Source organism: Streptomyces ovatisporus (assembly GCF_042653885.1).
In the GTDB taxonomy this organism is placed as follows: domain Bacteria; phylum Actinomycetota; class Actinomycetes; order Streptomycetales; family Streptomycetaceae; genus Streptomyces; species Streptomyces ovatisporus.
Map to the genome: position 1 here is coordinate 95,460 of NZ_JBHSFH010000013.1, position 19,435 is coordinate 114,894.

At 69.4% G+C, this 19,435-nt stretch carries 20 protein-coding genes; 5 read left to right on the plus strand and 15 right to left on the minus strand.

The window, feature by feature from the left end; translation table 11 throughout:
- Nucleotides 1–18: 18 nt before the first annotated feature.
- Both ACFPA8_RS21685 and ACFPA8_RS21690 read right to left on the minus strand, forming a co-directional pair.
- The gene (locus ACFPA8_RS21685; RefSeq protein ID WP_386451067.1) at nucleotides 19–630 is read right to left on the minus strand and encodes a sigma-70 RNA polymerase sigma factor region 4 domain-containing protein; all 612 of its coding nucleotides are present in this window, start codon (nucleotides 628–630) and stop codon (nucleotides 19–21) included.
- A 174-nt stretch (nucleotides 631–804) separates the two neighbouring features.
- A complete protein-coding gene (locus ACFPA8_RS21690; protein ID WP_386451069.1) occupies nucleotides 805–1,962 on the minus strand; it encodes a glycerophosphodiester phosphodiesterase in 1,158 nt (385 codons plus the stop codon).
- 314 nt (nucleotides 1,963–2,276) lie between these two features.
- Between ACFPA8_RS21690 and ACFPA8_RS21695 the strand changes: the two genes are divergently transcribed.
- Together ACFPA8_RS21695 and ACFPA8_RS21700 are read left to right on the plus strand one after the other, a co-directional pair.
- Nucleotides 2,277–2,957, plus strand: coding sequence for a lysophospholipid acyltransferase family protein (locus tag ACFPA8_RS21695; RefSeq protein ID WP_386451071.1), 681 nt, complete (start codon nucleotides 2,277–2,279; stop codon nucleotides 2,955–2,957).
- Nucleotides 2,958–3,036: 79 nt separating this feature from the next.
- Nucleotides 3,037–4,233, plus strand: coding sequence for a YihY/virulence factor BrkB family protein (locus tag ACFPA8_RS21700; protein ID WP_386451073.1), 1,197 nt, complete (start codon nucleotides 3,037–3,039; stop codon nucleotides 4,231–4,233).
- Between the two features lie 142 nt (nucleotides 4,234–4,375).
- Here the strand turns inward: ACFPA8_RS21700 and ACFPA8_RS21705 are convergent, their stop codons facing one another.
- The 6 genes from ACFPA8_RS21705 to ACFPA8_RS21730 all read right to left on the minus strand — a co-directional run bounded on the left by ACFPA8_RS21705 (nucleotide 4,376) and on the right by ACFPA8_RS21730 (nucleotide 8,769).
- The gene (locus ACFPA8_RS21705; RefSeq protein ID WP_386451074.1) at nucleotides 4,376–4,636 is read right to left on the minus strand and encodes a DUF4235 domain-containing protein; all 261 of its coding nucleotides are present in this window, start codon (nucleotides 4,634–4,636) and stop codon (nucleotides 4,376–4,378) included.
- Between the two features lie 9 nt (nucleotides 4,637–4,645).
- Nucleotides 4,646–4,975 (minus strand): DUF3618 domain-containing protein, encoded by a 330-nt coding sequence (locus ACFPA8_RS21710; protein ID WP_386451076.1) that lies wholly within the window; start codon nucleotides 4,973–4,975, stop codon nucleotides 4,646–4,648.
- Nucleotides 4,972–5,403 (minus strand): phage holin family protein, encoded by a 432-nt coding sequence (locus ACFPA8_RS21715; protein WP_386451078.1) that lies wholly within the window; start codon nucleotides 5,401–5,403, stop codon nucleotides 4,972–4,974. Before ACFPA8_RS21715 ends, ACFPA8_RS21710 begins: the two co-directional genes overlap by 4 nt.
- Nucleotides 5,404–5,477: 74 nt before the next feature.
- Entirely contained in the window at nucleotides 5,478–6,929 is a 1,452-nt protein-coding gene (gene argH / locus ACFPA8_RS21720; RefSeq protein ID WP_386451080.1) for an argininosuccinate lyase, read from the minus strand.
- Between the two features lie 106 nt (nucleotides 6,930–7,035).
- Nucleotides 7,036–8,232: an argininosuccinate synthase gene (locus ACFPA8_RS21725; protein ID WP_386451082.1), complete on the minus strand. Its 1,197-nt coding sequence runs from the start codon at nucleotides 8,230–8,232 to the stop codon at nucleotides 7,036–7,038.
- 165 nt (nucleotides 8,233–8,397) lie between these two features.
- Nucleotides 8,398–8,769 carry a DUF488 domain-containing protein gene (locus tag ACFPA8_RS21730; protein WP_386451084.1) on the minus strand — a complete coding sequence of 124 codons (372 nt, stop codon included), beginning with the start codon at nucleotides 8,767–8,769 and terminating at the stop codon, nucleotides 8,398–8,400.
- Nucleotides 8,770–8,818: 49 nt separating this feature from the next.
- On the opposite strand from ACFPA8_RS21730, the gene ACFPA8_RS21735 reads away from it, so the two are divergent.
- Nucleotides 8,819–9,838, plus strand: a complete 1,020-nt coding sequence (locus ACFPA8_RS21735) for a bile acid:sodium symporter family protein (RefSeq protein WP_386451086.1) — start codon at nucleotides 8,819–8,821, stop codon at nucleotides 9,836–9,838.
- A gap of 344 nt (nucleotides 9,839–10,182) precedes the next feature.
- Here the strand turns inward: ACFPA8_RS21735 and ACFPA8_RS21740 are convergent, their stop codons facing one another.
- The 5 genes from ACFPA8_RS21740 to argC are packed head-to-tail and all read right to left on the minus strand — an operon-like array spanning nucleotide 10,183 to nucleotide 15,220.
- The gene (locus tag ACFPA8_RS21740) at nucleotides 10,183–10,749 is read right to left on the minus strand and encodes an arginine repressor (protein ID WP_386451088.1); all 567 of its coding nucleotides are present in this window, start codon (nucleotides 10,747–10,749) and stop codon (nucleotides 10,183–10,185) included.
- Nucleotides 10,750–10,772: 23 nt separating this feature from the next.
- Nucleotides 10,773–12,029: an acetylornithine transaminase gene (locus tag ACFPA8_RS21745; protein ID WP_386451090.1), complete on the minus strand. Its 1,257-nt coding sequence runs from the start codon at nucleotides 12,027–12,029 to the stop codon at nucleotides 10,773–10,775.
- Nucleotides 12,026–12,994, minus strand: coding sequence for an acetylglutamate kinase (gene argB, locus ACFPA8_RS21750; RefSeq protein ID WP_386451092.1), 969 nt, complete (start codon nucleotides 12,992–12,994; stop codon nucleotides 12,026–12,028). The genes ACFPA8_RS21745 and argB overlap by 4 nt, the downstream gene beginning before the upstream one ends.
- Nucleotides 12,991–14,142 carry a bifunctional glutamate N-acetyltransferase/amino-acid acetyltransferase ArgJ gene (argJ, locus tag ACFPA8_RS21755; protein ID WP_386451094.1) on the minus strand — a complete coding sequence of 384 codons (1,152 nt, stop codon included), beginning with the start codon at nucleotides 14,140–14,142 and terminating at the stop codon, nucleotides 12,991–12,993. The genes argB and argJ overlap by 4 nt, the downstream gene beginning before the upstream one ends.
- A 49-nt stretch (nucleotides 14,143–14,191) precedes the next feature.
- Entirely contained in the window at nucleotides 14,192–15,220 is a 1,029-nt protein-coding gene (gene argC, locus ACFPA8_RS21760; RefSeq protein WP_386451096.1) for an N-acetyl-gamma-glutamyl-phosphate reductase, read from the minus strand.
- Between the two features lie 753 nt (nucleotides 15,221–15,973).
- On the opposite strand from argC, the gene ACFPA8_RS21765 reads away from it, so the two are divergent.
- The gene (locus ACFPA8_RS21765; protein WP_386451098.1) at nucleotides 15,974–16,162 is read left to right on the plus strand and encodes a hypothetical protein; all 189 of its coding nucleotides are present in this window, start codon (nucleotides 15,974–15,976) and stop codon (nucleotides 16,160–16,162) included.
- 26 nt (nucleotides 16,163–16,188) lie between these two features.
- On the opposite strand, the gene ACFPA8_RS21770 is transcribed toward ACFPA8_RS21765, so the two are convergent.
- Together ACFPA8_RS21770 and ACFPA8_RS21775 are read right to left on the minus strand one after the other, a co-directional pair.
- The gene (locus tag ACFPA8_RS21770) at nucleotides 16,189–16,998 is read right to left on the minus strand and encodes a hypothetical protein (RefSeq protein WP_386451100.1); all 810 of its coding nucleotides are present in this window, start codon (nucleotides 16,996–16,998) and stop codon (nucleotides 16,189–16,191) included.
- A 405-nt stretch (nucleotides 16,999–17,403) separates the two neighbouring features.
- Nucleotides 17,404–18,030, minus strand: a complete 627-nt coding sequence (locus tag ACFPA8_RS21775; protein ID WP_386451102.1) for a LysE family transporter — start codon at nucleotides 18,028–18,030, stop codon at nucleotides 17,404–17,406.
- Between the two features lie 161 nt (nucleotides 18,031–18,191).
- Here ACFPA8_RS21775 and ACFPA8_RS21780 point away from each other — a divergent pair, with 161 nt between their 5' ends.
- A complete protein-coding gene (locus tag ACFPA8_RS21780) occupies nucleotides 18,192–19,100 on the plus strand; it encodes a LysR family transcriptional regulator (RefSeq protein ID WP_386451104.1) in 909 nt (302 codons plus the stop codon).
- Nucleotides 19,101–19,435 lie beyond the last annotated feature (335 nt).

A 19,435-nucleotide genomic window follows, 5' to 3' on the forward strand; every position in this document is an offset into this window, starting at 1 on the left:
CGCAGCATTCCCCCAAGTTCAGGTTCCGCAATCTGACGCCGCGAGCATTGTGCGCAGGCAACCCAGACATCGGGAACGAACCGGGCCCAGGCTCCCCTGTGACATTCCCAACTCACGTGCGATTTCGGGGTAGGTGAGGTCCTGCCGGGACAGGAGCGCACGCACCAGTGCGGGGCATCGCCCGGGAAGGCGGGTGACGGCCGCGTCGAGGACGCGGCGGTGCTCGGCCGCGAGTACGGGAAGTTCCGCCGGCCGGTGGAGCGGTGCGCTCCCCCACGTGACGGTGACGCCCTCCTCCGGCCAGGGCGTCTCCCTCCCCGCGCGGCGACGGGCACGCCGCGCCTCCGCCCGGACGGCGGAGCGCAGCCACCTGGCCGAAGGGCCGGCGCCGCTGCCCGGGACGTGCTCCGTGGCCGGGGCCTGCTGCCGTTCGTGCTCCCGTTCCAGCCAGCGCAGCCACACGGCCTGCTGGAGATCCTCCGGTTCCATGCCTGCGGCGGGCGCTTCGGCAGCGCATTCGGCCGCCACCAACCGGCTCAAGGCGGGCGGAAGTTGACGGAGACCACCGGAGCGCCGCTCCGGAGTCCCGGCGTACGAGCGGTACTCGGGAGGGCTGTTACTGGGGTTCATGACCGTCGCGACGACGCCGGTGGGGCCGCGGTTTCCGCATCCGCGCGACGCCACCCGGGCAGGCGAGGGCAGGGGCGCGCAGAACGGTGCGGTCCGACGGAGCACACGCCCCGTCAGACCGCACCCGCACACTCTGCCCGCTCAGCCTCGCGCTGCTCGGACTGCTCGGACTGCTCAGCCCTTGTCGAAGTCCGCCGCCGCGAGCTTCCCCGTGTCCGGGTTGTCGGTGAAGATGCCGTCGATGCCCGTGCTGAAGTAGGCGCGGAAGGCTCCGAAGGCGTCCCCGTACGCGTTGGGGTCGTCTCCCTTGCGGAAGTCCAGCGGGAGGAAGCTGTTCTCGTTGCGCATCGTGTAGGGGTGCAGGACGAGGTTCTCGGCGTGCGCGTCCCGTACGAGCGTGGTCGGCTCACCCAGGCTGCCGTCGGGGTTCTTGGGGATGACCAGATCGACCACCGGCCCGATGCCGTCGGCGAAGCGCGCCATCCACTTCAGGCCCTCCGGCTTGACCAGGTCGGCGACGGTCCGCGGGTCGCCCGCCTCCACGAAGTCCCAGGGCCGGGAGCCGGGCGCGTCCAGGAGGCACACGCCGGGGCAGTCGACGAGCTTCTTCAGCCGCTGGATGCTGCTGGGTTCGAAGGACTGCACGAAGTTCGGCGAGTGCGCGCGGTGCCGCCCGTACTTGCGCAGCAGCTTCGCCAGCCGCGGCTCCAGCTCCAGGCCGAGCTTGCGGAAGTAGCTGGGGTGCTTGGTCTCGATGTGCAGCCATACGGGGCGGCCGCGCTTCCTGCCCTGCTGCTCGGCCCACTTGAGCACGTCCTCGAAGGCGGGCACCTGCCAGCGCCCGTCGTAGAGGGTGTTGTGCGGGCGGGTCTGGGGGATGCGTTCCTTCGCGCGCAGCGTGTTGAGCTCGGCGAGGGTGAAGTCCTCGGTGAACCAGCCGGTGAGCGGTTTTCCGTCGACCGTCTTCGTGGTCTTGCGGCCGGCGAACTCCGGGTGGGCCGCCACGTCGGTGGTGGCGGTGATGTCGTTCTCGTGCCGGCAGACGAGGTGCCCGTCCTTGGTGGGCACGAGGTCCTGCTCGATGACGTCCGCGCCCATGTCGAGGGCGAGTTGGTACGAGCCGAAGGTGTGCTCGGGGCGGTAACCGCTGGCGCCCCGGTGTGCGACGACGGCCGGTACCGGCAGCTTTCCCCCCGGCCCGTCCTTCCCGCGTCCCCCGCTCTTCCCGTCCGCGAGTGCGCTGCCGCCCGTGCCCACCGTCGCCGCGCCGGCGGCACCGAGTACGGCCGCGCCGAGCACGAGTCTGCGACCCGGCTTCTGCTCCTGTCCCATGGGCTCTCCCTCAGCTCGTCTCATCCGAATGCGTCCGCCCGGCACACGAAAGGTCCCGGGCGGACGCCTGGCCGATCGTAGGTGCGGCTTCACCACGGAGGGGAGGCTTAGGGCCGAACAAGCGGGAAACTCGGGGCAGATGACACCCGGACGCCGGGGAAGTCCGGCCGGCCCGGCATGAGGGAGCTGCGGTCGTGGCACACGTCAACTCTGCGTATCGGTGCGGTGAACCCGGTGTCCGGGCCACGCCCGTCGGCAAGTATCGTCCTCACCTGCGCAGCTATGCGCCCGACCGTCGTCGACCGGAGGAACAGTTGTCCCGTTTCCGTCTGATCAAGGCAACCCTCGGCCCGCTGCTGCGCGTGCTGTTGCGCCCGCAGGTGGAAGGGGCCGGACGAATTCCCGGCTCGGGGCCGGTGATTCTGGCCGGGAACCACCTGACGTTCATCGACTCGATGGTGCTTCCCCTGGTCACCGACCGGCAAGTCTTCTTCATCGGCAAGGACGAGTACGTCAAGGGCAAGTCCCTCAAGGGCCGGGCGATGGCCTGGTTCTTCAGCGGCGTCGGCATGATCCCGGTCGCCAGGGACGGCGGGCGCGGCGGTGTCGCCGCGCTGATGACGGGCCGGCGCGTGCTGGAGGAGGGCCGGGTCTTCGGCATCTACCCGGAGGGGACCCGCTCCCCCGACGGGCGCCTGTACCGCGGGCGTACGGGCATCGCCCGCCTCGCGCTGATGACCGGCGCCCCCGTGGTGCCCTTCGCGATGATCGGTACGGACGCGATCCAGCCCGGCGGCAACGGCATCCCGCGCCCCGCACCCGGCAAGCGCATCGCCGTACGGTTCGGGGAGCCCCTGGACTTCACCCGCTACGAGGGCATGGACCGGGACCGGTACGTGCTGCGGGCCGTCACCGACGAGGTCATGAGCGAGGTCATGCGGCTGTCCGGGCAGGAGTACGTCGACATCTACGCGACCAAGGCCAAGGCGGCCTGAACGCCAACCGGAACGAGCCGCTCGGGTGAAACGCCCACGCCTCTGATTGGCCGAGGCAACGGGGGCAACCCCGAGGGGCATGTCTGGTAGCGATAGCAACGGCCGACGGCCGGAGAAGCCCGTCGCAGGCCCCGACGCGAGGACCGAGGAAGCCGCCGCGGACAGCCCCTGGAAGTTCGGCGGCCGGTCGTGGAAGTCGGTCCTGCGACGCACCCTCAAGGAATTCAAGGACGACGAGCTGACCGACCGCGCGGCGGCGCTGACGTACTACGCCGTGCTGTCGATCTTCCCGGCGCTGCTGGTCCTCGTCTCCGTGCTCGGAATCCTCGGCAAGGGCTCCATCGACAAGCTCCTCAGCAACGTCTCGAAGTTCGCGCCGGGCTCCGTGCGCGACATCCTCACCAACGCGATCCAGCAACTTCAGGGCAGCAGCAGCACGGGCAGCATTCTGGCCGTCGTGGGTCTGCTGGGCGCGCTGTGGTCGGCGTCCAACTACGTCGCCGCCTTCATCCGTACCTCGAACGTGGTCTACGACCTTCCCGAGGGCCGCCCGGCCTGGAAGGTCACGCCGGTACGCGTCGGGCTGACGCTGCTGCTGATGGTGATGCTCGCCGTCAGCACACTGCTGGTGGTCTTCACAGGACCCCTCGCCCAGCGGGCCAGCGACGCTCTCGGGCTCGGCTCGACCGCGCTGACCGTCTGGAACTACGCGAAGTGGCCGGTGCTGCTGCTCCTCGTCGCCCTCATGATCGCGCTGCTGTACTGGGGCGCGCCGAACGTGAAGGGACGCGGCCTGCGCTGGGTCACCCCGGGCAGTGTGCTGGCGGTGGTGATCTGGCTCGTCGCGTCCGCGGGTTTCGCGCTGTACGTGGCCAACTTCGGCTCGTACAACAAGACCTACGGGACCCTGGCGGGAGTGATCATCTTCCTGGTCTGGCTGTGGATCACCAACCTGGCGATCCTTCTCGGCCTCGAGTTCGACGCCGAGCTGGCACGCCAGCGGGCGATCAGCGGCGGCCATCCCCTCCAGGAGGAGCCGTACGTCGCTCCCCGCGACACCAGCAAGTGGCCCGACTCCGGCGTCCGGCGGCCCGAAGGCGGCCCGGAGCCCAGCCCGAAGGACCAGCCCCCCGGCGACCGCGGCGCGGAAACGGCGGGACCCGGCCACGGCGCCCGCGAGGCGGGGCCGGGAGAACACGGCGGTCGGCGCCCGGGCCCCGGTGAAGGCCCTCCCGGGGAGAGCGGGGAGGAAGGCGGGCCCCGCAAGGCTGCGTGAGTCACGTGAGCCCTGTGAGCCCCGTGAGCCGGGTCCGACGGCCACACCGGTCGGACGGGCCCCCGGCACAAGGAGCGCCGGTACCGCATCCGCGGTACCGGCGCTCTTTCCCTTCTTTCTGTTGTGCCCCCGGCCCGGCCGCTCAGGCGGGCCAGGTGCCCGTCAGACCGCGGACGCCGGTGGCGCCGCCCCGGTGGATCAGACCCTTGACGACGCCGGCGATGGCCCCCTTGAGGGCCAGGGCGGGCAGGATCTCCTTCCATCCGCGCTCCTCGTCGCCGGGGTCCGGTGCGTCGTCCTGGTGAGTGACGGCCTTCCAGACCTTGCTGAAGAGCGCGCTGGCGAGCAGACCGCCGAGAAGTCCGAAGATGATGCCGAAGGGCTTGTAGAGCAGCTTGACCATCGGTTCACCTCATTTCTTTCCGCGCTGCCGGCGCAGCACGAGGAACGTCGCCAGCGCCGCGACTCCGAGACCCCCGACGAGCGCCACGACGGGCCCCGGCCTGTTGAATCCGCGGTTCGCGGCTTCCTCGGCCGTGTGCTGCACGCGGGCCTTCGCCTCGTTCGCCTCGAAGAAGGCCTTGGACTTGGCGTGCGCGGCCATCTCCCGCGCCTGCGCCTTGACGTCCGCCTTGCCGGCGAGCGCAGCGACGGTGTCCGCCAGCTGTTCGCGCGCCTGCTCCACTTCGGCCCTCAGCTGCCGGGTGTCTGCGGAGCCTCCCGCCTGGGCCTTGTGCGTCATCGGTGGGCTCCTTCCTTGATCGCTTCGACATCCGCCTTGACGCTGTCGATGGTTCTCTCGGGTTTGGCCGGCGTCGCGGAGCCGAACTGCTTCTTGCCTGCCAGGGCCAGCACACCGGCCACCAGCAGCAGTCCGCCGCCGATGATCAGGGCCGCGGCCCAGACGGGCAGCACCAGGGCGACGCCCGCGATCGCCGCGAAGACCAGGGACCACAGAGCCAGCAGCCCCATGATCGCGGCCCCGCCGAACATGCCTCCGCCGAAGCCCGCGCGCTTGCCCTTCTCCTTCATCTCCGCCTGCGCCAGACGCATCTCGCTGCGAACGACGTCCGTGAGCTGTTCAGAGGCCTGTTTGACCAGCTCGGCCACGGTGTCGTGGTTCTTGCCGGTTTGCGTCGCGTCAGGCCGGTGACGCACAGATCCGATCATCGCGTCTCGCCTCGCTTCACTGTCGGGAGGCCACTCGGGTGCCCGACAGCGCGGCTGGTACGCGTACGGATACCTCAGCGGCGGGCGGCGGCCCATTCGCGCTGCTTCGCGAGATCCGCCTTCACCTCGCCCAGCTGCACGGCCACCGCGGAAGGGGCCGTGCCTCCGCGCCCGTCCCGGGCCGCCAGCGCGCCCGGCACGTTCAGCACCTCGCGCACCGAGGGGCCCAGGTGGGGCGAGATCGCGGCGAACTGCTCGTCGGTCAGCTCGTCCAGTTCGACGCCTTCACGCTCGCAGACCTGGACGCACTCCCCCGCGACCTCGTGCGCCACCCGGAACGGCACACCCCGCTTGACCAGCCACTCTGCGACGTCCGTGGCGAGCGAGAACCCGGCGGGGGCCAGCTCCGCCAGCCGTTCCCGGTGCACCGTGAGGGTGGCCATCATGCCCGTGAAGGCGGGCAGCAGCATCTCCAGCTGGTCGCAGGAGTCGAAGACCGGCTCCTTGTCCTCCTGCAGGTCGCGGTTGTACGCGAGCGGCAGGGCCTTGAGCGTGGCGAGCAGCCCCGTGAGGTTGCCGATGAGGCGGCCGGACTTGCCGCGGGCCAGCTCGGCGATGTCCGGGTTCTTCTTCTGGGGCATGATCGACGAACCGGTCGAGAAGGCGTCATGCAGCGTGACGAAGGAGAACTCCTTCGTGTTCCACAGGATGACCTCCTCCGCGATCTTCGAGATGTCGACGCCCGTCATGGCCGTGATGAAGGCGAACTCGGCGACGAAGTCCCGGGATGCCGTCCCGTCGATCGAATTGGCGGCCGAGCCGTGCTCGAAGCCGAGGTCGGCGGCGACCGCCTCCGGGTCAAGGCCCAGCGAGGACCCGGCGAGCGCGCCGGAGCCGTACGGGGAGACCGCCGTACGCGCGTCCCACTGGCGCAGCCGCTCCGCGTCGCGGGAGAGGGCCTGGGCGTGGGCCAGCACATGGTGGGCGAAGAGCACGGGCTGGGCGTGCTGGAGGTGCGTACGCCCCGGCATCGCGACGTCGGGGTGGGCCTCCGCCAGACCGACGAGCGCCTCCTGCAGGTCCGCGAGGAGCCCGCCGATGATGCGGGCGTGATCGCGCAGGTACATGCGGAAGAGGGTGGCGATCTGGTCGTTGCGGGAGCGTCCGGCGCGCAGTTTGCCTCCCAGGTCAGGGCCGAGCCGCTCCAGCAGGCCGCGTTCGAGGGCGGTGTGCACGTCCTCGTCGGCGATGGTGCCGGTGAAGGTGCCGTCGGCGACGTCGCGCTCCAGCCGGTCGAGGCCGGCCGTCATCTGGTGCAGCTCCTCGGCGGTGAGCAGCCCGGCCTTGTGCAGTACGCGGGCATGGGCCCGGGAGCCGGCGATGTCGTAGGGCGCGAGCCGCCAGTCGAAGTGCACGGACGCGGAGAGCTTCTCCAGCGCTTCGGAGGGCCCGTCGGCGAAACGTCCGCCCCACAGCCGTACGTCCTGCTCGGCGGGCTCCTGCTGCGGCGCTTCGTTGCTGGGCATTGCTCTGCTCTCCTCGGGGTGTGTCAATGCGACGCCTCCCCACCGGATGCGGCGGGGAGGCGGCTGAACTGCGTGTACGGCCCGCACGGCGGGCGGAGGCCGCAGACTACTGGGCCTGGTCCCGCTTCGCGGCGATCTTGCTCGACATGCCGAACAGCTCGATGAATCCCTTGGACATCGACTGGTCGAAGGTGTCGCCGCTGTCGTACGTGGCGAGGTTGAAGTCGTAGAGCGACTGCTGCGAGCGCCGGCCTGTCACGACGGCCCGCCCACCGTGGAGCGTCATCCGGATGTCACCGCTGACGTGCTCGTTGGCCTGCTCGATGAAGCCGTCCAGGGCGCGCTTGAGGGGGGAGAACCACAGGCCGTCGTAGACGAGTTCGCTCCACCGCTGCTCGACCTGCCGCTTGTAGCGCGCCAGCTCACGTTCGACGGTGACGTTCTCCAGCTCCTGGTGTGCGGTGATCAGCGCGATGCCGCCCGGCGACTCGTAGACCTCGCGGGACTTGATGCCCACCAGCCGGTCCTCGACCATGTCGATCCGCCCGACGCCGTGCGCACCTGCCCGCTCGTTGAGCTGCTGGATGGCCTGCAGCACGCTCACCTGCCGGCCGTCGATGGCGACGGGGACGCCCTTCTCGAAGGTGATGACGACCTCGTCGGCCTCGCGGGGGGTGGCGGGGTTCTCGGTGTACTCGTAGACGTCCTCGACCGGCGCGTTCCAGATGTCCTCGAGGAAGCCGGTCTCCACGGCACGGCCGAAGACGTTCTGGTCGATCGAGTAGGGGGACTTCTTGCTCGTGGCGATGGGAAGTCCCTTGTCCTCGCAGAACGCGATGGCCTTGTCCCGGGTCATCGCGTAGTCCCGGACGGGAGCGATGCACTCCAGCTCGGGCGCGAGGGAGGAGATGCCGGCCTCGAACCGCACCTGGTCGTTGCCCTTGCCGGTGCAGCCGTGGGCGACGGTCGTGGCGCCGTGCTTCTTCGCGGCGTGCACCAGGTGCTTGACGATGGTGGGCCGGGAGAGGGCGGAGACCAGCGGATAGCGGTCCATGTAGAGCGCGTTGGCCTTGATGGCCGGGAGGCAGTACTCGTCGGCGAACTCGTCCTTGGCGTCGGCGACTTCGGCCTCGACGGCACCGCAGGCGAGCGCGCGCTTGCGGATGACGTCCAGGTCCTCGCCCCCCTGGCCGACATCCACGGCGACGGCGACGACCTCGGCCCCGGTCTCCTCGGCGATCCAGCCGATGCAGACGGAGGTGTCAAGGCCGCCCGAGTAGGCGAGTACGACGCGCTCAGTCACGGGGTTCTCCTTACGGTGCATACACTGACTGGCATAAGTATGCACTCCACCGTATGCTTCGTCAACGTGGCTGGTGAGAGCGTCGCGACGGAGCCGAGAGTGGCGTCTCTCCCGCGCACCGGAAGGCGTCCCACCGCTCCGGGCCGCTCAGTCTCAGCCTCAGCCTCAGCCGCCGAGCTCCTCCTTCAGCACCGCCACGTGGCTGCGGTCCAGCTGCTCCTCCTTCACCGAGGTCAGCAGCGTCAGGGTCCGGCCGGACGCCTGCTCCTTCAGCCGTTCGAGCGCCTCGCGGGCCCGGGGCTCCGCGAGTTCTGCGCGGTAGCGTTCGGCGAACTCGCCGTAGCGCTCGCGGTCGTGCGCGTACCACTTGCGCAGTTCCGTCGAGGGCGAGACCTCCTTCGCCCATTCGTCGAGCCGGGCGTCCTCCTTCTTCACACCCCGTGGCCACACCCGGTCCACGAGCACCCTCAGCCCGTCCTCACCGGGATCGGCCTGCTCGTACACCCGCCGCACTCTCACCCGCGATGCTCTGCTCATGCCCCCAGGGTGGTACAGAGCCCGCGGGAACAGCATGCGGAACGCCCGGATGGCGAGACGGGGGTTGCGCCGACGCGGGGCAAGCGCGTTCGATCGCGCGGTGCGAACCGAACGAGAGGTCAGTGAGACCGGAACAGCCGCAGACGACCGCGCCGCGCGGCGTGCAGTCACCCTCTTCCCCTTGCTGGTGCTGCTCGCCGGAGCCGTCGGCCTGATCACCCCCGGCACCTTCACGGGCGCGGCGGAGGCCGTTCCGTATCTGCTGGGTGTGGTCATGTTCTGCATGGGCGTGACGTTGACTCCGCCGGACTTCAAGGGCATAGCCCGACGGCCGTGGGCGGTGGCTGTCGGTCTGGCCGCGCAGTACCTGATCATGCCGGGACTCGGATGGCTGATCGTCAAGGCGCTGGACCTGCCGCCCCAGCTGGCGGCGGGCGTCATCCTGGTGGGCTGCGCGCCCGGCGGCACGGCCTCCAACGTCGTCACCTACCTGGCGCGCGGCGACGTGGCGCTGTCCGTCTCCGTCACCACCCTGTCCACCGCCCTCGCCCCCTTGGTCACTCCTCCGCTGACGCTGCTGCTGGCGGGTGAGTACCTGCCGGTCGACGCGGGCTCGATGGTCACCGACATCCTCAAGACCGTGCTGCTGCCCGTGATCGCCGGTCTGGTCGTACGGCTGCTGGCCGCACGGTACGTGCGGCGGGCCCTGCCCGCGCTGCCCTGGCTGTCCGCGCTGACGATCTCCCTGATCGTCGCCGTGGTGGTCGCGGGCAGCGCGGACGCCATCAAGTCCGCCGCCGCTCTCGTCTTTCTCGCCGTGGTGCTGCACAACTGCCTCGGCCTGGCGCTCGGTTACGGCGCCGCCAGGGTCAGCGGCATGGACGAACCGGCCAGGCGGGCACTTGCCTTCGAGGTCGGGATGCAGAACTCCGGGCTCGCCGCCGCACTCGCCACCGCCCACTTCAGCCCGCTCGCCGCGCTGCCGTCGGCGGTCTTCTCCGTGTGGCACAACATCTCCGGCGCCGTGGCCGCGGCATGGTTCGCCCGCAGGGACCGGCCTCGGGCGTGACCGGGCGCCCCGCCCGTACGGCCTGCGAGATCCGTACGGCCTGCGAGATCGGCAATCCCGGGGGCTGCGGCGCGCGACAGGGCGGGAATCCGGCACCGGGCACGGGCGGCACTCGGGATCCGGGCTTCGACGGTCAGGGGTGACAGAACCGGATGAGGTGACGGCCGGTGCCGCTCGTCGCTAGGGTGCGTCGTTTGGATCTTCGTGGGTCGGCGAGCGGCGTCCGGTGCGTCCAGATGCCGGGCGGAGGATCGCCCTCGTACTGGGCGTACTCGGGCGACTCCGACAACGCAGCAGATGGGCGGGCCGGGCGTCGCGAGCCCCCTAAGCCCAAACGACGTGCCCTATGGGCGGCCCTGATGCTCCTTCTGCGCGAGGTTCAGCAGGTGCTCCGCGAGCGCCTGACCGCCCTCCGGGGCGCGGCTGATGAGCAGGAGGGTGTCGTCCCCGGCGATGGTGCCGATGATGTCGTGCACCCCTGCCTGGTCGATGGCGGAGGCGAGGAACTGCGCGGCGCCGGGCGGAGTCCGCAGCACCACCAGATTCGCCGACGCCTCGGCGGAGATGAGGAGTTCACCGGCCAGACGGGCCATACGGGCCTCGCTGGCGGACTCCCCCAGCGGCGCCTTCGGCGTACGGTCGCCGCCTTCGCCCGGGACGGCGTAGATCAGCTCACCACCGGTGTTGCGGATCTTCACCGCACCCAGTTCGTCCAGGTCGCGGGAGAGGGTGGCCTGCGTGACGGAGAGCCCGTCGTCCGCGAGGAGCTTGGCCAGCTGGCTCTGCGAGCGGACCGGCTGCCGGTTGAGGATGTCGACGATCCGGCGGTGCCGGGCCGTACGGGTCTGCGGTACTGCCTGGCCGGCGTGCCCGTTTCCCAGCTCCCGTTCGTGCGCGTACCCCTCGGTCATCGCCCCGGTCCATCCTCTTCGGCTCATCGGCTCGTGTGCCCGCCGTCCACCGCGTCCAGGACACCGGGGAGGGCCCGGACGAGAGCGTCCACCTCGTCCTCGGTGACGATCAGCGGCGGTGCGAGCCGTACGACATCCGGCGCGACCGCGTTGACCAGGAACCCCGCATCCTGAGCCGCTTGTTGCACTCGGGGTGCGACGGGCTCGGTGAGCACGATACCCAGCAGCAGTCCCGCCCCGCGGACCTGCTCGACGAGCGGATGCCCGAGCGACCAGATCGCGTCACGCAGGCGCGCACCCGACTGCCGTGCGTGTGCTGGGAGTTCGTCCTCGGCGAGGGTGTCCAGCACGGCGAGCGCCGCAGCGCAGGCGACGGGGTTGCCGCCGAAGGTGGAGCCGTGCTGACCCGGAGTCAGCAGTTCCGCCGCCTCCCCGAAGAGCATCGTCGCGCCCAGGGGCAGACCGCCGCCGAGGCCCTTTGCGAGGGTGATGATGTCCGGTTCCACACCCTGCGCCTGGCAGGCGAACCAGTGGCCGGTACGTCCGATACCTGTCTGGATCTCGTCCACCACGAGGAGCGTGCCGGTCTCGTGCGTGATGTCACGTGCCGCGGCGAGATATCCCTCCGGCGGCACCACGACGCCGTTCTCGCCCTGCACCGGTTCGAGCACGAGCAGAGCCGTATCGGTGGTGACGGCGCCGCGCAGCGCGTCGACGTCCCCGTAGGGCACGTGGGTGACGTCGCCGGGCAGCGGCTCGAACGGCTGCTGCTTGGCGGGCTGTCCGGTCAGGGCCAGCGCGCCCATCGTGCGGCCGTGGAAGCCGCCTTCGGCCGCGACCATGTGCGTACGGCCGGTGCGGCGGCCCGCCTTGACGGCTGCTTCGACGGCCTCCGCCCCCGAGTTGCAGAAGTAGACGCGCCCGTCCCTGCCCGCAAGCCGGAGCAGCCGCTCGGCGAGCGCCACCGGGGGCTCGGCGACGAAGAGGTTCGAGACGTGTCCGAGGGTGGCGATCTGTTCGGACACGGCCCGGACGACGGCGGGGTGCCCGGTGCCGAGAGCGTTGACGGCGATGCCGCCGACGAAGTCGGTGTAGGCGTTGCCCTCGGCATCCCAGAGCGTGGCGCCCCGACCGTGGGTCAGGGGGAGGCGCGGGGTGCCGTAGTTGTCCAGCAGGGAGGACTGCCAGCGCCTGGTGAGCGCGGAGTTGGCGTCGTCCGCGCCGTGCCGGACCGCGCCTGCCGCTGTGGTGGTGCGCGTCGCTCCGCTCGCGGTGCTCATGGTGTGGGCTCCCCCTCGCGCTTGTCCGGCACGACCATCGTGCCGATGCCCTCGTCGGTGAAGATCTCCAGCAGGATCGCGTGCTGCACCCGGCCGTCCAGGACGCGGGCGGTACGGACCCCGTTGCGTACGGCGTGCAGGCAGCCCTCCATCTTGGGCACCATGCCGCTCGCCAGGCCCGGAAGCAGTTCTTCCAGCTCGGCTGCCGTGAGTTCGCTGATCACCTCGTCGCTGTGCGGCCAGTCCGCGTACAGGCCCTCGACGTCCGTGAGCACCATCAGCGTCTCCGCGCCCAGCGCGGCGGCGAGGGCGGCCGCCGCCGTGTCGGCGTTGACGTTGTAGACGCCGCTGCCGCCGGAGCCGCCGCTCTCGTCGTCGGCGCTGCGGGCGATGGAGGAGATCACCGGAATCCGGCCGTCGTCGAGGAGCGCCTGGATCGCGCCGGTCTCGATGCTCTCGATGTCGCCGACGCGCCCGATGTCGACCGGCCGGCCGTCGACCGTCGCGTAGCGCTTGGTCGCGGCCATGATGTGCGCGTCCTCACCGGTCATGCCGACTGCCAGAGGGCCGTGCTGGTTGAGCAGGTTGACCAGTTCACGCTGCACCTGGCCGGCGAGGACCATCCGTACGACGTCCATGGTCTCCGGCGTCGTCACGCGCAGCCCGGCCTTGAACTCCGACTCCAGGCCCAGCTTCTCCAGCTGGGCGCTGATCTGCGGTCCTCCGCCGTGCACGACGACGGGACGGAGCCCGGCCTGCCGCAGGAAGACGACGTCCTGGGCGAAGGCCCCCTTCAGCTCCTCGTCCACCATCGCGTTGCCGCCGAACTTGATGACGACGGTCCTGCCGTTGTGCCGCGTGAGCCAGGGCAGCGCCTCGATGAGGGTGCGGGCCTTGGGCAGCGCGGTGTGCTTGCGCGCGGCGGGCACGGACGAGGTGCCGGCGGGGGTCATGGATGTGCTCATGAGCTGTAGGCGCTGTTCTCGTGCACGTAGTCGGCCGTCAGGTCGTTCGTCCAGATCACGGCGGACGCGGAGCCGGCGGAGAGGTCGGCGGTGATCCTGACCTCGCGGTAGCGCATGTCCACCTTGTCCCGGTCCTCGCCCACCGAGCCGTTCTTGCAGACCCACACGCCGTTGATGGCCACGTTCAGCCGGTCCGGATCGAAGACGGCGCCGGTGGTGCCGATCGCGGAGAGCACCCGGCCCCAGTTGGGGTCCTCGCCGTGGACGGCGCACTTGAGCAGGTTGTTGCGGGCGACGGAACGTCCGACCTGCACCGCGTCGTCCTCGGTCGCGGCGCCTACCACCTCGATGCGGATGTCCTTCGAGGCACCTTCCGCGTCCCGGACGAGCTGCTTCGCGAGGCTGTCGCAGACGGCGCGTACGGCCTCGGTGAACTCCCCCGCACCGGGGGCGACCTGAGAGGCGCCGGAGGCGAGCAGCAGCACCGTGTCGTTGGTCGACATGCAGCCGTCGGAGTCGACGCGGTCGAAGGTCGTACGTGTCGCGTCGCGCAGAGCACCGTCGAGCACGCCGGCGTCGAGGTCGGCGTCCGTCGTGAGGACGACCAGCATGGTGGCGAGCCCGGGGGCGAGCATCCCCGCGCCCTTGGCCATGCCGCCGACCGTCCAGCCGTCGCCCTGGTGAACGGCGGTCTTGTGGACGGTGTCGGTCGTCTTGATGGCGATGGCCGCCTTCTCACCGCCGTACGGGGAGAGCTGCCCGGCAGCCTCGCCGATGCCAGGCAGCAGCCGGTCCATGGGAAGCCGGGTGCCGATCAGGCCGGTGGAGGCGACGGCGATCTCGCCGGCGCCCTCCTCCAGCACGCGGGCCACCGCCTCCGCTGTGGCGTGGGTGTCCTGGAAGCCCTGGGGGCCTGTACAGGCGTTGGCGCCACCGGAGTTGAGCACGACGGCGGCGACCTCCCCGCCCTTGAGCACCTGCTCGGACCAGAGCACCGGTGCCGCCTTGACGCGGTTGGCGGTGAAGACACCGGCCGCGGAGCGGCGTGGCCCCTCATTGACGACGAGCGCCAGGTCCAGGCCGCCGCTGTCCTTGATCCCGGCGGCGACGCCCGCTGCGGTGAAACCTTTCGCCGCTGTCACACTCACTCTGCTTCTCCGTTCGCTTCGCCGGCCGTCGTCCGGACACCCCGGGCGTTCACGGGGCGACCCCGACGGCGGGCAGCCCCAGCGCCTCCGGAAGTCCGAGGGCGATGTTCATGCTCTGCACCGCGCCGCCCGCGGTGCCCTTGGTCAGGTTGTCCACGGCGCCGACGACGACGATCCGGCCGGCGTCCGCATCGAGGGCGGTCTGGAGGTGGACGTGGTTCGAACCGGTCACGGCACCCGTCGCGGGCCAGCTCCCCTCGGGGAGCACGGTGACGAACGGCTCGTCCTGGTACGCCTTCTCGTATGCCGCCCGCACGGCCTCGGCCCCGACCCCGGGCAGCGCCTTCGCACTGCATGTGGCGAGGATTCCGCGCGGCATGGGCGCGAGAGTGGGCGTGAACGAGACGCTGACGTGCCTGCCTGCCGCCGCGCTGAGGTTCTGGACCATCTCCGGTGTGTGCCGGTGCACGCCGCCCACTCCGTACGGGCTCATCGAGCCCATCACCTCGCTGCCGAGCAGGTGCGGCTTGAGCGCCTTGCCCGCACCGGAGGTTCCGGTCGCCGCGACGACGACCGCTTCCGGCTCGGCCAGTCCGGCCGCGTAGGCGGGGACGAGCGCGAGGGAGACGGCGGTCGGGTAGCAGCCGGGGACGGCGATGCGCCGCGCGCCCCGCAGTCCGGTACGTGCACCCGGAAGCTCGGGAAGGCCGTACGGCCAGGTTCCGGCGTGGGGTGTGCCGTAGAAGCGTTCCCAGGCGGAGGCGTCGGAGAGCCGGAAATCCGCGCCGCAGTCCACGACCAGCACGTCCTCGTCCAGCTCCGCGGCCACCGCTCCGGACCGGCCGTGGGGCAGCGCGAGGAAGACGACGTCGTGACCGCCGAGGACGGAGGGCGTGGTCTCCTCCAGCACGCGCTCCGCGTACGGCGTCAGGTGCGGCTGGTGCGAACCGAGCCGCGAACCCGCGTTGGAGCCCGCGGTGAGCGCTCCGACCTCCACCTCGGGATGCGCGGCCAGCAGGCGCAGGATCTCCCCGCCCGCGTAACCGCTCGCCCCCGCGACCGCTGCTCGCACTGTCATCGAACCCTCCTCGTCGACAGCATGACTATACGTAGTGCAGCAGTTTTATGCAAAGGCGGGTATCGGCGTCAGCCGCCGCCCCTGCTGCGACCGAGATTTTTAGTTGGCGGACGGGCAAACCAGTTGGCGGACATTGGTCGCGTAACGCTGTGTTGCGATCAGTTCCGAAGAGTGTTCCCCGTAGTCAGCCAGTGAGTGCTGCTGCCGGTGCGTGGACGACGCAGCGAGAGCGAAGATCGCTTCGGCTTCAAGTCACCTGGACCAGTTGCTCGTGGAGCTCGACCGAGATGCCGCGGTGCGGGATCGGCTGCGGCTCGTGAACGGCTGGTTGCGCCGGTGGAGTTCGACGTAGCGGATCGATGGCGGCGAGGTCTGCTGGGACTGCTGCACGGGTTGGTGACAGTTGTGACCAGACCCTGCAGCAGTCCCCTGTCACCAGTGATCGCACGCCCTCACGCCGATGACGGCCACCCGAGACCTGGAGGAAGCTCCCGCCATCGAGGGTTTTCAGGCGGACTCGATCTTTTCGTGGCAACCGCCAGTCGCCCAGCCACCTGAGATCCGGGGCGATGTCGGCGCGCTTCTGGACGCGCTGGACGTCACGCAGCCGGTCCGTCATGCGCGGGAAGACGGGGACGAGGCGGATAGGAGCCACGGCTGCTGGAGAAGTCGTCCACCAGCGTGTGGAGTTGTGGATTGTGGGTGGTGGCGGCCTTTCGACGCGGGAGCAGTGGGTGGCGGTGGACTCTCGACGTGGACACGCGAACCTACAACGCCCTACTCCGCGGCCTGCGATGTCTCGGCGAACGCGGATTCGCCCTGCTCACCGGCCGCCGGCGCGCCCTGCGACGCGTCACACCCAGCCCTCGCAAGATCAGCCACATCGTCAAAGCCGCACTTGTACTCACCCATTTCGAACACGGCAGGACCAGGACCAACTGAAAGTTGGTGAGATCACCTCACTTGCGTCAGCTCAGGCTTTCCGCCACCGAAAGGTAATCGGTGTAGATCTGCGGTGAGCCGGAGAACGAAGCCAGCTGCTTCCATTCCTCGTACATCTGCTTCGTGTCCCGATAGGCCTCGGCGAATGCAGCAGCCTCAGCAGTCGCGATGTCCGCATCAGGATAGAACGCATGGAGTGCCGCGAGGCTGGCAATCTCCATCAGCACAACATACTGATCCAGCCGGTTTCCGCGCTCGCCTTTCAGCAGGCGGAATTTCCAGTCGGGGTAGTCCTCGATGCGATGATGATTTTCAGCGATGAAGCTTTCGAAGGTATCTGCCCGGACGTCGGGGCGCAGCGCGAGATTGTGGATGCCGATCACCCGGGCGAGAGGTTCTTCTCCTGGGCGGCGCTCCTGATAACGCGGCCCATCGGCGACGGTGCTCTTCTTGTTTTCCGCCAGCAAGCGGTAGTCGGTATAGATCGTGGGCAATTCGCTGAATGTGCCGTATTTCCTCCATTCGCGGACAAGCTCCCGGGCCTCGCGACGATCGCGCCAGAACTGGCGTGCCAATTCTGTTTGATTGCCGTCGGCCGCCAGGTAGCGGTCGCGCTGCCCGGCGTCATCGATTTCGAACAGCATCATGTATTGGCCGGCCCGTTCGCCACGCAGGCCGCGCAGCAGCGTCCAGCGCCATCCGGGGTAGCAGGGAATGTGCACGCCTTTATGGCGAACAAAGGCTTCGAATTGCTCCGGCGTCACGCCGGCCTCGGTATCGATAGCGATGTAGTACAGACTGAAGACCGGCGCGTTTGACGTGTCATGGCGTGGCATCCAATCCTCCATGGGTCTCGATTACTATTGGGCGAATCTGCCGGTCTGAGTCGTATTTGGTTTGTCCCGAAGTTCGACAACAAGTCAAGCGCGCCCAGCCGTTGCCGTCTCCGCCAGCCGAAGTCGCCGCCTTGCTGAGGGCTGTCCCGTAATCCGTCTCCGCCCCAGGGACGTGGGGCAGTCGGAATGAACTGCGTAAGGGGACGCGAGATCGAGCAGGGCATCGCGTGGCCAGGTCTCGCCGTCGTACTGGCCGTCATCGCGGCTGTCCCACGGTAGTTCGAGGTCGTCCGTGGCAGGACTGAGCACATGACGGCTGAGCATACGTGGGTTGGCCCGGTGTGCCGGGAGACTGATGGCTCTGCCCCAGGCGGCATCCGCGCCTGGGGCGGACACCGTGCCGGGTCATCCCAGTGCCATGTGGGCGCCGAGTCCAAAGATCAGGGCGCTGGACACCACGGCGGTTGCCTTTCTGCCGCGAGGGCCGGTGATGAAACGGCCGAAGACAGCCCCTCCGCCGGCCAGCAGCAACTGCCAGCTCGCGGACGCGGCGACGGCCGCAACGATGTAGACCACAGTCTCCGCTCCTGATGCGTTCCGGAGCCCCTGTTGTCCGAGGATGAGAGCGACGAAGTAGAGGGCAGGCCACGGGTTGAGTGCAGTGAGCGCCAGGAACGTAGTGAACGACCGCCGTGGACTGATGGCCGCCTCCTCCGTCGGCGCCTGGACCGCTCCACGCTTCTGCCCTCGAAGCCCGGCAAGGGCGATCCGCGCGGCCATCATGGTCAGGACGAGGAAGGCGATCCACCGTAAGGGCTCGGAGAACGGCTGGATCACCGTGGCCACTGCCGCTCCTCCCTCAACAGCGATCACCGCGTAGAGCGCATCTGCCGTCGTGGCTCCGATCGCTGCCGCGGCTCCGACCCGGAAGGAGGTCCGGGCCGTCAGATTGATCATCAGTACGGCCACGGCTCCCACCGGGATCGCCAGGCCATAACCGGCCAGCGCTCCCGCGACGGCTGAATCGAACACAACAAGCCTCCAGGGGGCGCTGAAAGAACAGCGGGGAAAGCAGGATTCGGGCGGCCCCCTGTGTGAGAGGTGGCCGTCCAAGGTTCGGATCTTCATCCTGGTCCGGGCGTCCTGATGGCGTCCATTGGGAAATTCCGCACCGTTCCGTTCGGAGAAACCACATGATCGATCCTCGGCTGCAGGCGTTGCGCGTTCTGCGTGCAGAAGGAACTGTCACCGCCACGGCGGCTGTCCTGCACCTCTCTCCTCCCACGGTCTCGCAGCAGTTGCGTCAGCTGTCCGGCGAACTCGGCCTGAAACTCCTGGAACCCGTGGGCCGAAGGGTCCGGCTGACACCCGCCGCGCTCGCCCTGGTCGAGCACGTGGAGGTTATGAACGCAGAATGGGAACGGGCCAACGGCGTCCTGGACTCCCACCGTGAGGGGGCCGCCGGCCTTCTGCGGATCACCGGCGTGGCCAGCGCCCTGGCCACGGTGATCGCCCCCGCGGCACAGACACTCTGCGAGCAGTTCCCGGGCATGGCCTGCCGACTCGACGAGCACCCCGACGAGGACCGCATCAGCCTGCTGCTCTCCCACCGAGTGGACATCGTCGTAGTGATCGCTACCTTCGACGTGTCGTCCACGGGAAGTGGCCTCGTCGAACACGACGTGCTGATCGAAGAACCCCAGGACCTGCTCGTACCCGACCACCACGCACTGGCCGGCCGTGAAACGGTGCGTCTGTCGGACACTGCTCAGGAGACCTGGATCCAGGCCGGGGACCCCAGGGACCAACACCCGGTCCTCCTGCATGCCGCAGCCGCCGCGGGGTTCACACCGCGAGTCACACACAGCGCGATCGACTGGACTGCCGTGGCCGCCCTTGTCGCCCACGGCCACGGAATTTGTCTCGTCCCCCGGCAGGCCCCGCTCCCTCAGGGTCTGCCCCTCCGTCGCGTACCCCTGGCAGGCCCCACGGCCCCCGTCCGTCGGCTCCTGGCCTGCGTCCGGCCCGGCAGTAGGACACAGATCGCCATCGCGCGCGGCTTGGACGCGCTCCAGGACGCTGCCCTAAGGCTTACCCCATAACGCCAGTTCACGGGTGAGATGATCTTGATATGGCTGGTGCGGCCCGGTGCCGGCCTGGCAACTCCCGTACAAGGGCAGGCAGTTCGGCTGACTTCTCTTCGTGGTCAGGTCAGCGGTCTCAACCAAGGACTCTTCAGCTTGCCTCTACGAGGAACACGAGACGTCGTGGTATGACCCAGGTGCACTACCGGAAGGCGCCGCGGGGCGCATGGTCACATTGCGGCGTACCCGGGTGGTCGGCTTCGTTCGACGACGCCGTTCTCAGCCTGCTTGATGGGCGTCCACGTCGGTGGGTTGCATCAGGAGGTACTTGCTGAGTGTCCGTAGACACCCCA